Genomic DNA, 13,076 nt, shown 5'->3' on the forward strand with positions numbered 1-13,076 from the left:
CATGGATAGTTTCAACACCCTGATCCTCATTCTCGACAGCACGGTGCGGCTCTCCACGCCGCTGCTGCTGGCCGCGCTCGCGGGCCTGTTCTCGGAGCGCTCCGGCGTCTTCGACATCGGGCTGGAGGGCAAGATGCTGGGTGCGGCCTTCGCCGCCGGAGCCGCCGCCGCCGTCACCGGCTCCGCCTGGATCGGGCTCGGCGCCGGCATCCTCGTCTCCATCGCGCTCGCGCTGGTGCATGGCTTTGCCTGCATCACCCATCGCGGCAACCAGATCGTGTCGGGCGTGGCGATCAACTTCCTCGCCATCGGCCTGACCGCGCTGCTCGGGCAGGACTGGTTCCGCCAGGGCGGACGCACGCCGCCCGTCACCGGCGAGGCGCGCTTTGCCAATATCGAGCTGCCCTTCGCCGAGGCGGTGGCCGACGTGCCGGTGCTGGGCCTCGTCTATTCGGAGCTTCTGTCGGGGCACAACATCCTCGTCTATGTGGCCTTCGGCGCCGTGCCGCTGTCGTGGTGGGTGCTGTTTCGCACCCGCTTCGGCTTGCGCCTGCGCGCCGTCGGCGAGAACCCGGCGGCGGTGGACACGGCCGGCATCTCGGTGACATGGCTGCGCTACCGCGCGGTGATCTGCACCGGCCTCCTGTGCGGGGCGGCCGGGGCCTATCTGTCGATTGCCCAGTCGGCGGGCTTCATCAAGGACATGACGGCGGGCAAGGGCTTCATCGCGCTGGCCGCGCTGATCTTCGCCAAGTGGAAGCCGGTGCCGGTGATGTTCGCCTGCCTGCTGTTCGGTTTCCTCGATGCCGCGGCGATCCGCCTTCAGGGGCAGGAGGTTCCCGGCATCGGCGAGGTGCCGGTGCAGGCGATCCAGGCGCTGCCCTACATCCTGACCGTGGTGCTGCTCGCCGGCTTCATCGGCCGCGCCGTCCCGCCCAGGGCCGGCGGCACGGCCTATGTGAAGGAACGCTCGTGATGAGCCGGTTCGACGAGCTCTTCGCCGCCGCCCGGGTCGCGCGGGAGAACGCCCATGCGCTCTATTCCGGCTTCGCCGTCGGCGCGGCGGTGCTGACCCGAGACGGGCGGATCTTCGCCGGCTGCAACGTGGAAAACGCCAGCTATCCCGAAGGCTGGTGCGCGGAAACCTCGGCGCTCGGCGCCATGGTCACGGCCGGCGCGCGCGATGTGGTCGAGGTGGCCGTCGTCGCCGATGCCGCCCTTTGCACGCCCTGCGGCGGCTGCCGGCAGCGGCTGGCCGAATTCGCCGGCGACGCGACCCCGGTCCACATCTGCGACACCGCCGGCCTGCGCCGCAGCTTCACGCTCGCCGACCTGTTGCCGGCGAAATTCCAACTGCACGACCGACAGGATGGCGACCGATGAGCGGCTATGGACCCGAATGCGCCGAACAGGTGCGCGCCGCGCGCCCCGGCACCTACAGGCTCGGGCTGGTGCTCGGCTCCGGCCTCGGCGCGCTGGGCGCGGAAATCGAGGACGCGGTGCGGCTGCCCTACACGCATCTGCCGGGCTTCCCGGTGTCCTCCGTGTCCTCCCATGGCAGCGAGCTGATCGCCGGCACGCTGGAGGGCCTGCCCGTCGTGGTGCTGTCGGGGCGGGCGCATTATTACGAGCGCGGCCAGGCGGACGTGATGCGCACGCCGATGGAGACGCTGAAGGCGCTCGGCTGCGACGCCGTGCTTCTGACCAATGCCGCCGGATCGCTGCGCGAGGATCTGGTGCCGGGGTCGCCGATGCTGATCACCGATCACATCAACTGGTCGGGCATGAACCCGCTGATCGGCGAGGAGGACGAGGCGCGCTTTCTCGACATGAGCGCGGCCTACGATCCGGACCTGCGCGCCCGCCTCGTCGACGCGGCCCGCGCGGCGGGCCTGCGTCTCGGCGAGGGCGTCTACATGTGGTTTTCCGGCCCCTCCTTCGAGACGCCGGCCGAAATCCGCATGGCGCGGACGCTGGGCGCCGACGCGGTCGGCATGTCGACGGTGCCCGAGGTCATCCTCGCCCGCTTTCTGGGGCTCCGGGTCGCCGCCATCTCCACCATCACCAACTATGGCGCCGGATTGCAGGCGCATGCGCTCTCGCATGACGAGACCAAGGCGACGGCGCTCACCGCCGTCGACGGCCTCAAGACGCTGATCCGCCGCTTCGTGAAGGATCTTGCAAATGACTGAGTTGTCCGCAGACGCCGCCCGCGCGGTCGCGGCCCGCGCCCTGCCGCTCGTGGATCTCACCAACCTCGACGACGCCTGCACGCCGGACGACGTGGCGGCCCTGTGCGCGCGTGCGGTGACGCCGCATGGCGCGGTCGCGGCCGTGTGCCTGTGGCCGCGTTTCGTGGCCCAGGCGAAGACGGCGCTTGCCGGCACGGGCGTGAAGGTCGCGACGGTGGTGAACTTCCCCGCCGGCGGCGACGACACGTTGGCGGTCGTCGCCGAGACGCGCCAGGCGGTCGCCGACGGGGCGGACGAGATCGATCTCGTCATGCCCTATCGCGCCTTCGTCGCCGGGCGGCGCGGCTTCGCCGAGGAACAGATCCGCCGCGTCAAGGCCGCCTGCGGCGACGTGCTGCTGAAGGTCATTCTGGAGACGGGCGAGATCGGCGATCCGCTGCTGATCCATGCCGCCTCGGATGTGGCGATCGGCGCGGGCGCGGATTTCATCAAGACCTCGACCGGCAAGGTCGCCGTCAACGCGACGCCCGAGGCCGCCGAGGTCATGCTGACGGTGATCGAGGAGGTGCGCCGCGAGCATGGAGGCACGGTCGGCTTCAAGGCGGCCGGCGGCATTCGCACCGTGGCCGACGCGGCCCGCTATCTGGCGCTCGCCGACCGGATCCTCGGCGCCAACTGGGTGTCGGCGGCGACCTTCCGCTTCGGCGCAAGCGGCCTGCTCGATGCGCTCCTGGCCGCGCTGGACGGTCGGGCCGCGGACGCGGGCGAGGGGTACTGAACGTCATGCTCGCCCCCATGCTTGCACAGGAACTCATTCGCAAGAAGCGCGACGGCGGCACGCTGACGGCCGAGGAAATCGGGGTCTTCGTGAAGGGCCTCGCCGACGAGACGGTGACCGAGGGTCAGGTCGCGGCCCTCGCCATGGCGATCTTCTTCCGCAAGATGACGCGGGACGAGCGCGTCGCGCTGACGCTTGCCATGCGCGACAGCGGGACGGTGCTCGACTGGTCGGATCTCGACCGGCCGGTCATCGACAAGCATTCGACCGGCGGGGTCGGCGACAATGTCTCGCTGATGCTCGCTCCCGCGCTTGCCGCCTGCGGGCTCGCCGTGCCGATGATCTCCGGACGCGGGCTCGGCCACACCGGCGGCACGCTCGACAAGTTCGACGCGATCCCCGGCTATACGACGCAGCCGGACAACGCGCTGTTTCGCAAGGTGGTGGCGGATGTGGGCTGCGCGATCATCGGCCAGACGGCGGATCTCGCGCCGGCCGACAAGCGCTTCTACGCGATCCGCGACGTGACCGGCACGGTGGAGAGCATCGATCTGATCACCGCCTCGATCCTGTCGAAGAAGCTCGCCGCCGGGCTCGACGGGCTGGTGCTCGACGTCAAGTGGGGCACCGGCGCCTTCATGGGCACGCTGGAGGAGGCGCGCGCGCTCGCCGACAGTCTCGTGACGGTCGCTAACGGGGCGGGTTGCCGCACCACCGCGCTTCTGACCGACATGAACGAGCCGCTGGCCTCGGCCGCCGGCAATGCACTGGAAGTGAAGAACGCGGTAAATTTCCTCACCGGCCGCGAGATCGACAACCGGCTGTTCGACGTGACGGTGGCGCTCGGTGCCGAGGCGCTGGTGATCGCCGGGCTCGCGCAAACCGCGGAGGAAGGCGCCACGGCGATGCGCCGGGCCTTCGACAGCGGCGCGGCGGCCGAGCATTTCGGCCGCATGGTCGCCGCGCTCGGCGGGCCGGCGGATTTCATGGAGCGCGCGGACGCGCATCTCGCGACCGCGCCTGTGGAACGCGCGGTCTATCCGGACACGCCCGGCACCGTCCTCGGCGTCGATGCCCGCGCGGTGGGGGTGGCCGTCGTGGAGCTTGGCGGCGGACGCCGTCGGCCGAGCGACCGGATCGATCCGGCGGTCGGGCTGACGCATCTCGCCGGCGTCGGGCACACGGTCGATGCGGATGCGCCGCTTGCCATCGTGCACGCCGCCAGCGAGGACGCGGCGGCGCGCGCCGGCGAGATGGTGCGCGCGGCCTATCGGGTGGGCGCGGCGGCGCAGGTCGACGACCGGCCGGTGATCGCCGGACGCATCGCGCCGCAGGCGTGAGACCGCGTTACGGCGCCGGGACTTGAAACGCGGGCGAAAGCACCCGCGACCGATCAGGGGGAAATGCCAGATGGCTCGCGCAATCCTGTGCGTACTCGACAGTTTCGGCATCGGCGGGGCGCCGGACGCGGAAAGCTTCGGCGACGCGGGTGCCAATACGCTCGGCCATATCGCCGCCGCCTGCGCTGCCCGAGAGGCCGACCGTGCGGGCCTGCGCGCCGGGCCGCTGGCGCTGCCGAACATGGTACGCCTCGGCCTTGCCCGTGCCGGTGAACTGGCCAGCGGCACGGCGCCGGCGGGGCTCGATACCGGGGTGGCGCCGCAAGGCATCTGGGGCGCGGCCAGCGAAACCTCGCGCGGCAAGGACACGCCGTCCGGGCATTGGGAGATCGCCGGCGTTCCGGTCGCCTTCGACTGGGGCTATTTCCCCGACACGGTGCCCGCCTTTCCGCCGGACCTCGTGGCGGCCATCGTCGAGAAAGGCGATCTGCCCGGCATTCTCGGCGACTGTCACGCCTCGGGCACGGTAATCGTGGCGGAGCTCGGCGCCGAGCACATCCGCACCGGCAAGCCGATCTGCTATACGAGCGCCGATTCCGTTTTCCAGATCGCGGCGCATGAGGATCACTTCGGGCTCGAGCGGCTCTATGCCCTGTGCGAGATCGTGCGCGAGCTGGTCGACCCGCTCAACATCGGCCGGGTGATCGCCCGCCCCTTCACCGGCGAGACGGCGGAGACCTTCACCCGCACCGCCAACCGGCGCGACTATTCGGTGCTGCCGCCCGAACCGACCCTGCTCGACCGGGCCGTGGCGGCCGGGCGCAGGACCTGGACCATCGGCAAGATCGCCGACATCTTCGCCCATCAGGGCGTGTCGGAAATCCTCAAGGGCGCGGGCAACGACGCGCTCTTCGACAAGACGCTGGAGGCCATCGACCGGGCCGGCGACGGCGATCTCGTCTTTGCCAATTTCATCGACTTCGACAGTCTCTACGGCCACCGCCGGGATGTCGCCGGCTATGCGGCCGCACTCGAAGCCTTCGACCGCCGCCTGCCGGAAATGCTCGACCGGCTCGCGCCGGACGACCTGCTGCTGCTCACCGCCGATCACGGCTGCGACCCGACCTGGCGGGGCACGGACCACACCCGCGAGCGCGTGCCGGTGATCGGAACCGGTGCCGGATTTGGTCCCGGATTGGCGGCGACGGGCATCGGCGTGCGGGAGACCTTCGCCGACATCGGCGAGACGCTGGCCGCGCATCTCGGTCTGGCGAAGGGCCGCCACGGCACATCGTTTCTGTGATAGGCAGGAACCCTGCCGAACAGGCATCTGGGGAGGGGACATGAGCGCACGCAGCTTCGCCGCGACACCGGACGGCGGCCTCGCGCAAGAGATGAAGGCCGCCTATGCGCAGGACGGCTTTCTCGTGCTCACCGGCTACAAGAGCGCCGAGGCTTGCGACGCCTTGCGCGATCGCATGTCGGCGCTGATCGATGCCTTCGATCCGGCGGAGAATGCGTCCGTCTTCGAGACCGGCGCGCAGTCCCACGCCCGCGACCGCTATTTCCGCGAAAGCGGCGACAAGATCCGCTTCTTCTTCGAGGAGGAGGCCTTCGACGCGGACGGTCGTCTCACCCGGCCGAAACACGCCGCGCTCAACAAGGTCGGCCACGCGCTGCATGATCTCGATCCGGTGTTCGAGGCGTTTTCCAGGGATCCGCGGCTTGCCCGCACCGCCGGCGATCTCGGGCTGGGGGCGCCGCTGCTCGCCCAGTCGATGTATATCTTCAAGCCGCCGGAGATCGGCGGCGAGGTCGGCTGCCACCAGGATTCCACCTTCCTGCACACCGAGCCGATGACCTGCACCGGCTTCTGGTTCGCGCTCGAGGATGCCGACGAGACGAACGGCGGACTGCTCGGCGTGCCGGGCGGCCATCGCGGCCCGCTGCGCCAGCGCTTTCGCCATGACGGCACGGGGCTCGGCATGGAGACGCTGGACGAGACACCCTTCGGCGCGGATGTGCCGCTGATCGCGCCGAAGGGCACGCTGGTGGTCCTGCACGGGCTGGTGCCGCATCGTTCCGCGCCGAACCGCTCGCCGCGTTCGCGCGCGGCTTATGCGCTGCACATGGTGGATGCCTCCGCCCGCTGGTCGCCGGACAACTGGCTGACGCGGGCCCTCGAAAACCCCATGCGCGGTTTCTGACGCATGGCGGAGCCGGACGCGCGACCGCTGCCCAAGGCCGAGCTCCACGTGCACATCGAGGGCGCGGCGCCGCCCGATCTGGTGCGCCGTCTGGCCGAGCGCTATCAGGTAGATGTCGCGGGGCTGTTCGACGACAGCGGCGGCTATCGCTGGGAGGATTTCGCCTCGTTCCTGTCGGCTTACGACCGCGCCAGCCGCGTCTTCCGCACCCCGCAGGACTATGCGGAGCTGAGTGAGAGCTACCTGTGCGGCATCGCCGCCGAGGGCGCGATCTACGCGGAGCTGACGATTTCGCCCGATCACGCCGCCGGGGCCGGCCTGTCCTATCGCGACTATGTCGCCGGGCTCGCCGAGGGCATCGAGCGGGCGCGCGCGGCGACCGGCATCGAGGCGCGCATGATCGCCATCGGCGTGCGCCACTTCGGCGCCCGGGCGGTGGAACAGGCGGTGCGTCAGGTGACGAGCGCGCCGCATCCGCTGGTGACCGGCTTCGGACTGGCCGGCGACGAGCGCGAGGGCCATCCGGCGAATTTCGCCCGCGCCTTTCGCATGGCGGGCGAGGCGGGGCTCGGGCTCACCGCCCATGCCGGCGAGTTTGCAGGTCCCGAGAGCGTGACCGCCGCGCTCGATTTCCTGCAGGTGAAACGCATCGGCCACGGCGTGCGGGCGATCCAGGACCGGGCCGTGGTGGAGCGTCTGGTGCGCGAAAAGATCGTGCTGGAGGTCTGCCCCGGCTCCAATCTGGCGCTCGGGCTTTACGGCGCGCTGCGCTTTCACCCGGTCAACCTGCTGCGCCGCGCCGGCTGCCGCATCACGCTCAATTCCGACGATCCGCCGTTCTTCGCAACCTCCCTGGGCCGCGAATACGCGAGTTGCGCGGAGACCTTTGGCTGGTCGAGGGTCGATCAGCTCAAGCTGACCCGCACCGCGCTCGAAGCCGCCTTCTGCGATCCGCGCACGCGCAACGGGCTGCTCGCCCGCCTCGCCGAGGCCGAGGCCGCCGCCGGCCGACGTTAAGGCGCGGCTGCAAGGGGGCGGGGCGCGTCGTCCCCGCTTTTTCGCGCCCAAGCGTGTTTCGCGGCGGGAGCGGTTGATCTAGAACGAACCAGGTGCGGGCGCGCGGCTCAGCGCGTTCGCCGAAGACTGACGACCAGACACGCAAGACAAGACACGCAAGACAAGACGACGTCTGCAAAAAAGAGACGACGTCGGAAGAAGACGACAGGCACGACGAGGCGCGACATGACCGGGGCAACCGTAATCGACCATCCGCTGGTTCAGCACAAGCTCACCCACATGCGGATGAAGGACACCTCGACGCAAGGGTTTCGCCGCCTGTTGCGCGAGATCGCGGTGCTTCTGGCCTATGAGGTGACGCGCGACCTGCCGATGACGCAGATTGACATCGAGACGCCGCTGCAGCCCATGTCGGCGCCGATCATCGAGGGCAAGAAGCTCGTCTTCGCCTCCGTGCTGCGCGCCGGCAACGGCCTGCTCGAGGGCATGCTGGAGTTGGTCCCGGCGGCGCGCGTGGCGCATATCGGGCTCTATCGCGACCCCAAGACGCTGCAGCCGGTCGAATACTACTTCAAGGCGCCGGAGGATCTTCACGAGCGGCTCGTGGTCGTGGTCGATCCGATGCTGGCGACCGCCAATTCGGCCATCGCGGCCGTGCAGCGGCTGAAGGAGCGCGGCGCGGTGAATCTGCGCATGGTCTGCCTGCTGGCCGCGCCCGAGGGCATCGCCAAGTTCAACGAGATGCACCCGGACGTGCCGATCGTCACGGCGGCCATCGACGAGCGGCTGAACGAGAAGGGCTATATTCTGCCCGGTCTCGGCGATGCCGGCGACCGGATGTACGGCACCAAATAGGCCGGCTGCGCAAAAGTCGGCCGTGCGACCGGACCGGGGGAGAGCGCCATGATCACCGTCTTCGGCTCGATCAATCTGGATCTGGTGGTGGCGCTGCCGCGTTTGCCGGCGCCCGGGGAAACGGTGGTCGGCCCCGACCACCAGATCTTCGCCGGCGGCAAGGGCGCCAATCAGGCGCTGGCCGCCGCCCGCGCCGGCGCCGAGGTGCGCCTTGTCGGCGCGGTCGGGACCGACGGTCATGCCGAGGCGGCGCTGGCCAATCTGACGGCCGGCGGCGTCGATCTCGACGGGGTACGCCGGCTCGAAGGCACCACCGGGCTTGCCATGATCGGCGTCGACCCGGCCGGCGAAAACCTCATCATGTGCGCCAGCGGCGTCAATGCCCGCGTCGCGGCCGACTGGCTCGACGGGCGGCTCGCCGCCGGCGATCTGCTGGTCCTGCAACGCGAATTGTCCCCCGGGCCCATCGAGGAGGCGGTCGTGCGCGCGAAGCGGATCGGCGCGCGGGTGCTGCTCAATGCCGCGCCCTCCGGCGATGCGGCGCTGGCGCCGCTGGTCGACGCGGTCGACGTGGTGGTCGCCAACGAGGGCGAGGCGGGAGAGCTTGCCGCCGCGCGCGGGGCTGTGGAAACGCCGGTCGCGGAAAACCAATGCGCCGCGCTGGCCGGCCCCGAGCGGCTGGCGGTGGTGACCCTCGGCGGGCGCGGGCTGGTCGCGCGCAAGGGAGCGCGGCGCTGGCGGTTGACGGCGCCCGCGGTCGAGGTGGTCGACACCACCGGCGCGGGCGATGCCTTCGTCGGGGCGCTCGCCGCCGCGCTCGACCGCGGCGCGGAGATCGAGCGGGCGCTGCGCGAGGGGGCTGCGGCGGGTGCGCTCGCCTGCACGGCCACCGGCGCGCAGACCAGTGCGCCGGATGCGTCCGCCATTGCAGCCCTCGCCGACACGCTCACCTGCGAGGCGGACCCCGTTTGACCCGCGCGGGACCGCAACAAAAATCCACGGCGTCCTAACCCTTCGCAAACCCTGATCGCGTGTTTTCCGCCGGCATTTACCCGGTCGTGACCGGCCCGCGTGTAGCCTTCGCTTCTACGGCGCATGGGCGCGCGCCGGAATGAAAACGGCCACACGGGCGAAGGGAGCCGCGCGGGCGGGCGACATGACACGCTATCTCATCATCGCGGCACTCGTGATCGGACTGGCCGCACTCGTGCCGCGCCATGCGGACGATCTCGTCGCGCTCGTGGCCGCGGGCACGGACCGGGATGTCGCCGCCGGGCAGACGGACGCGACCTCCGGCGGGATGCGGACGCTGGTGCTGAAGGCGGCCGGCAACGGGCACTATGAGGTCAGCGCGCATATCAATGGCCGACCGGTGCGCTCGCTGATCGACACGGGGGCGTCCACGGTCGCGCTGCCGCTCGAGGTCGCGCGCCAGGCCGGGATCGCGCCGCGCGCCACCGACTACACCATGCGGGTCAACACCGCGAACGGCGTGGTGATGGGCGCGCCGGTGCGCCTGCGCGAGCTGCGCCTCGGCAGCATCCGGCTGACCAACGTGGAGGCGCTGGTGCTGCCGCAAGGGGCGCTGGCGATCCCGCTGATCGGCATGTCGGCGCTGAACCGGCTGCGCACGGTGGATATCCGCTCGGGAACCATGAGGCTGATCCAGTAGACGCGCCGCGCAGTCGCCGTCTGCCCACATCCTGTGCGCGAACCGCCTTGCGGGCGTGCGCCGCGACGGCTATCCCAGCGGGACGGACACGGTTTGGATCGGCTGCGCATGAAGACCTTCTTTTCCGAGGGGCAACTCGCCCACAATCCCACCCATGAGATTTCCGACGGGGCGTTGCAGCCGGCGGTGGAGATCCCGGCGCGTGCCGAGATCGTGCGCGATCATGTCGCCGCCGCCGGTCTCGGCCCGGTGCTGGCGCCGGACGAGTTCGGCCTGGACCCGCTGAAGCGCGTGCACGATCCCGCGTATCTCGACTTTCTGGCGAGCTTCTGGACGCGCTGGACGAATGCGGGACGCTCCGGCGAGGCCTTTCCCTTCGTCTGGCCGGTGCGGGGCCTGCGCACCGAACCGGCGCCCGATCACATCGACGGTCTGCTCGGGCGCTTTTCCTTCGATGCCGGCACGCCGATGGGCGAGCACACGTTTGCCGCCGCCCGCGACAGCGCCAATGCGGCGCTTTCCGCCGCCCGCCTTGTGGCCGGCGGCGAGCAGGCGGCTTTCGCGCTCTGCCGCCCGCCCGGGCACCATGCGGCGGCCGATTATTACGGCGGCTATTGTTTCCTGAACAACGCGGCCATCGCCGCCCAGTGGCTGATCGATGCCGGCGCGGAGCGCGTGGCCGTGCTGGATGTCGACTATCATCACGGCAACGGCACGCAGTCGATCTTCTATGAGCGCGCGGACGTGTTGTTCCTGTCGATCCATGCCGATCCGCGCGAGGAATACCCCTATTTTCTCGGCCATGCGGAAGAGACGGGGGCCGGCGCCGGCGCGGGCTTCACCGCGAACTACCCGCTGGAACTGGGCGCCGACTGGACGATCTGGTCGGCAGCGCTCGAGGCGAGCCTCGAGCGTATCGCCCGGCACCGTCCGGACACGCTGATCGTCTCGCTCGGCCTCGACCCGTACGAGCGCGACCCGATCTCGAAGTTCCGCCTGACCAGCGACGACTTCACGCGCATGGGCGCACGGCTCGCCGCCGCCGGCCTGCCGACGGTCTTCGTCATGGAGGGCGGCTATGCGGTCGATGCGCTGGGCGTCAATTGCGTGAACGCGCTCGCGGGTTTCGCCGGGCAACGCGGCTGAGGCCGCACCGGGCGGGCGCTCACACGGCGAAGCCGAGCGCCTGGAGGTCGGCGCGCAGCCGATCCGGATCGGTGAAGTGGAGCGCCGTCATGCCGGCGGCCCGCGCGCCGGCCACATTCGCCGGGCTGTCGTCGATGAAGACCGTGCGCGCCGGATCGAGGTCGTTGCGGGTGAAAAGGATCTCGTAGATCGCCGGCTCCGGCTTCAGCACGCCCTCATGCGCCGAGACGACCACATCCCAAAACGCCGTGTCGAGAAAGGGAAAGCGGTGCCGGCACTCGGCGAATTTCGGCGCGGAGAAATTCGTGATCGCATAAAGCGGCACGCCGGCGGATCGCAATGCCTCGAGCAGCGCGACGCTGCCGGAAATCGGGCCCGGCACCATCTCCTGCCAGCGCGTGTCCCAGGCGCGGATGGCGTCGGCATGCTCGGGGAAAAGCGCGATTCGCTCGGCAATGCCCTCTTCGAAGGGCCGGCCGCGGTCGAAATCGAGGTTGAACTCCGGCGGGCAGACATGGGTGAGGAAATGCGTCAAGCTCGCCTCGTCGGCGAACAGCTTGCGATACAGATGCCGGGGATCCCAGCGGATCAGCACATTGCCGATATCGAAGACGACCGTGTCCGGCTGGCGTGGCATGATGGCTCCCGATGAGGCGCGTTGAGAGGACGATGGCGAGACGAAACGCACTGCGGCGTGCCGGTGCGCAGGTGGCGTGCGGTATGGCGCGGATGTTTGTCATCGTGATGACGCTCGCGCTCGCCGCGTCCGGGCCGACGACGTCCGGTGCACGGGCGCAGGAGATGCCGCCGCACATCGTGCCCTGGCAGGACCCCGTCGGGCCAGAGAGCGGGCCAGAGAGCGGAGCAGCAAACGACCCGGAAGCGGAGAGCGCGGTCGGGACCGACCCGGGCCCAGACGATGCGATGGAGGACAACGCGACGGAGGCGGATGCGCCGGCCGCCGACGTAACCCCACCCTCCTTCGACGCGCAGCGCCTCGCGCGCCTGCCGGTTCTGCGTATCGGCCTCGTGCTCGACCCGAGCGCCGAGGCGTTTCGCGTGGCCGAGCCGTTCCGCGCCGCGCTCGAACGGGGTTTGCGCGTGCCGGTGCATCTGATCGCCTATTCCGATCTCGCGCGCGTCAAATCGGCCCTGCTGCGCGGGGAGATCGACTACGCGCCGCTCTCAGCCACCGCCTATGCCGATGCCTGGCGGGACTGCGCCTGCGTGGTGCCGCTGGTCGCGCCGCGCAGCCACGACGGGGCGGCCGGCTGGCACGCGGTGGCGCTGGTGCGCGCCGACAGCCCCTTTGAGGATCTCGCGGACCTGAAGGGCGCGCGGCTGGCCACCGGTGGGCCCTGGTCGACGGCGGGAACGCGGCTGCCGCTGGCCGCCCTGGCGGAGCTCGGGTTCGATCCCGAAACCCATTTCGCCGAGCGCATCGCGCACGAGGGCTCGCTTGCCGCCGCCCGCGCGGTGCTCGCCGGGCGTGCCGATGTCGCCTTCGGCTGGTCGTCGCTGCGCGGCGATCCGGCCACGGGCTACACACGCGGCACGCTGCGGCGTCTGGCGGAGGCGGAGGGACCGGGGGCTGCGGCCTTGCGGATCGTGTGGACCTCGGCGCAGGTGCCGCACGGGCCCCATGTCGTGCGCCGGGAGATCCCGGACGACATTCGCCGCGCCATCACCGAACTTCTGGTGTTCGAGGCGGATCTGGAGGCGGACGACGGATTGAAGAGCGTGTCGCCCCACGGCTTCCTGCCGGTGACGCATGCGGACTTCGCGCCGGTTCTCGCCATCGGGTCGCGTCAAGACGAGACGGCGCCCGGCCGGTTGCGGCCGCTGGGTGGCGGACGCTGAACCGTGCCC

At 70.4% G+C, this 13,076-nt stretch carries 14 protein-coding genes; 13 read left to right on the plus strand and 1 reads right to left on the minus strand.

Annotation, left to right across the window (positions count from 1 at the left end):
• The first annotated feature begins 1 nt into the window (after position 1).
• The 12 genes from ABL312_RS00125 to ABL312_RS00180 all read left to right on the plus strand — a co-directional run bounded on the left by ABL312_RS00125 (position 2) and on the right by ABL312_RS00180 (position 11,207).
• Complete coding sequence (locus ABL312_RS00125) at positions 2-976, plus strand: ABC transporter permease (protein ID WP_349359343.1); 975 nt, start codon at positions 2-4, stop codon at positions 974-976.
• Entirely contained in the window at positions 976-1,383 is a 408-nt protein-coding gene (gene cdd, locus ABL312_RS00130; protein ID WP_349359344.1) for a cytidine deaminase, read from the plus strand. The genes ABL312_RS00125 and cdd overlap by 1 nt, the downstream gene beginning before the upstream one ends.
• Entirely contained in the window at positions 1,380-2,192 is an 813-nt protein-coding gene (locus tag ABL312_RS00135) for a purine-nucleoside phosphorylase (RefSeq protein WP_349359345.1), read from the plus strand. Before cdd ends, ABL312_RS00135 begins: the two co-directional genes overlap by 4 nt.
• 1 nt (position 2,193) lies before the next feature.
• Complete coding sequence (gene deoC, locus ABL312_RS00140) at positions 2,194-2,970, plus strand: deoxyribose-phosphate aldolase (RefSeq protein ID WP_349361483.1); 777 nt, start codon at positions 2,194-2,196, stop codon at positions 2,968-2,970.
• Positions 2,971-2,987: 17 nt separating this feature from the next.
• Complete coding sequence (deoA, locus tag ABL312_RS00145; RefSeq protein WP_349361484.1) at positions 2,988-4,310, plus strand: thymidine phosphorylase; 1,323 nt, start codon at positions 2,988-2,990, stop codon at positions 4,308-4,310.
• 70 nt (positions 4,311-4,380) lie between these two features.
• Positions 4,381-5,613 (plus strand): phosphopentomutase, encoded by a 1,233-nt coding sequence (locus tag ABL312_RS00150; RefSeq protein ID WP_349359346.1) that lies wholly within the window; start codon positions 4,381-4,383, stop codon positions 5,611-5,613.
• Positions 5,614-5,653: 40 nt separating this feature from the next.
• On the plus strand, positions 5,654-6,517 hold the full coding sequence (locus ABL312_RS00155) for a phytanoyl-CoA dioxygenase family protein (protein WP_349359347.1): 864 nt from the start codon (positions 5,654-5,656) through the stop codon (positions 6,515-6,517).
• Positions 6,518-6,520: 3 nt separating this feature from the next.
• Entirely contained in the window at positions 6,521-7,534 is a 1,014-nt protein-coding gene (locus ABL312_RS00160; protein WP_349359348.1) for an adenosine deaminase, read from the plus strand.
• Between the two features lie 225 nt (positions 7,535-7,759).
• Entirely contained in the window at positions 7,760-8,389 is a 630-nt protein-coding gene (gene upp / locus ABL312_RS00165; RefSeq protein ID WP_349359349.1) for a uracil phosphoribosyltransferase, read from the plus strand.
• A 48-nt stretch (positions 8,390-8,437) separates the two neighbouring features.
• Positions 8,438-9,361 (plus strand): PfkB family carbohydrate kinase, encoded by a 924-nt coding sequence (locus tag ABL312_RS00170; protein ID WP_349359350.1) that lies wholly within the window; start codon positions 8,438-8,440, stop codon positions 9,359-9,361.
• Between the two features lie 184 nt (positions 9,362-9,545).
• Entirely contained in the window at positions 9,546-10,061 is a 516-nt protein-coding gene (locus ABL312_RS00175) for a TIGR02281 family clan AA aspartic protease (protein ID WP_349359351.1), read from the plus strand.
• Between the two features lie 108 nt (positions 10,062-10,169).
• Positions 10,170-11,207 (plus strand): histone deacetylase family protein, encoded by a 1,038-nt coding sequence (locus ABL312_RS00180; RefSeq protein WP_349359352.1) that lies wholly within the window; start codon positions 10,170-10,172, stop codon positions 11,205-11,207.
• 19 nt (positions 11,208-11,226) lie between these two features.
• Here ABL312_RS00180 and ABL312_RS00185 read toward each other — a convergent pair whose 3' ends face one another.
• Positions 11,227-11,844, minus strand: a complete 618-nt coding sequence (locus ABL312_RS00185; protein ID WP_349359353.1) for an HAD family phosphatase — start codon at positions 11,842-11,844, stop codon at positions 11,227-11,229.
• 83 nt (positions 11,845-11,927) lie between these two features.
• On the opposite strand from ABL312_RS00185, the gene ABL312_RS00190 reads away from it, so the two are divergent.
• Positions 11,928-13,067 carry a PhnD/SsuA/transferrin family substrate-binding protein gene (locus ABL312_RS00190; protein WP_349359354.1) on the plus strand — a complete coding sequence of 380 codons (1,140 nt, stop codon included), beginning with the start codon at positions 11,928-11,930 and terminating at the stop codon, positions 13,065-13,067.
• The last annotated feature ends 9 nt before the right edge of the window (positions 13,068-13,076 follow it).

It is taken from the genome of Stappia sp., assembly GCF_040110915.1.
GTDB lineage: Bacteria > Pseudomonadota > Alphaproteobacteria > Rhizobiales > Stappiaceae > Stappia.

Excerpts from the sequence above, each read along its gene's own strand:
- ABL312_RS00150 (WP_349359346.1), top strand. The coding sequence starts at position 4,381 with ATGGCTCGCGCAATCCTGTGCGTACTCGACAGTTTCGGCATCGGCGGG.
- ABL312_RS00135 (WP_349359345.1), top strand. The coding sequence starts at position 1,380 with ATGAGCGGCTATGGACCCGAATGCGCCGAACAGGTGCGCGCCGCGCGC.
- upp (WP_349359349.1), top strand. The coding sequence starts at position 7,760 with ATGACCGGGGCAACCGTAATCGACCATCCGCTGGTTCAGCACAAGCTC.
- ABL312_RS00160 (WP_349359348.1), top strand. The coding sequence starts at position 6,521 with ATGGCGGAGCCGGACGCGCGACCGCTGCCCAAGGCCGAGCTCCACGTG.
- cdd (WP_349359344.1), top strand. The coding sequence starts at position 976 with ATGAGCCGGTTCGACGAGCTCTTCGCCGCCGCCCGGGTCGCGCGGGAG.
- ABL312_RS00155 (WP_349359347.1), top strand. The coding sequence starts at position 5,654 with ATGAGCGCACGCAGCTTCGCCGCGACACCGGACGGCGGCCTCGCGCAA.
- deoA (WP_349361484.1), top strand. The coding sequence starts at position 2,988 with ATGCTTGCACAGGAACTCATTCGCAAGAAGCGCGACGGCGGCACGCTG.
- ABL312_RS00190 (WP_349359354.1), top strand. The coding sequence starts at position 11,928 with ATGGCGCGGATGTTTGTCATCGTGATGACGCTCGCGCTCGCCGCGTCC.
- ABL312_RS00185 (WP_349359353.1), bottom strand. The coding sequence starts at position 11,844 with ATGCCACGCCAGCCGGACACGGTCGTCTTCGATATCGGCAATGTGCTG.
- ABL312_RS00125 (WP_349359343.1), top strand. The coding sequence starts at position 2 with ATGGATAGTTTCAACACCCTGATCCTCATTCTCGACAGCACGGTGCGG.
- ABL312_RS00170 (WP_349359350.1), top strand. The coding sequence starts at position 8,438 with ATGATCACCGTCTTCGGCTCGATCAATCTGGATCTGGTGGTGGCGCTG.
- ABL312_RS00175 (WP_349359351.1), top strand. The coding sequence starts at position 9,546 with ATGACACGCTATCTCATCATCGCGGCACTCGTGATCGGACTGGCCGCA.
- ABL312_RS00180 (WP_349359352.1), top strand. The coding sequence starts at position 10,170 with ATGAAGACCTTCTTTTCCGAGGGGCAACTCGCCCACAATCCCACCCAT.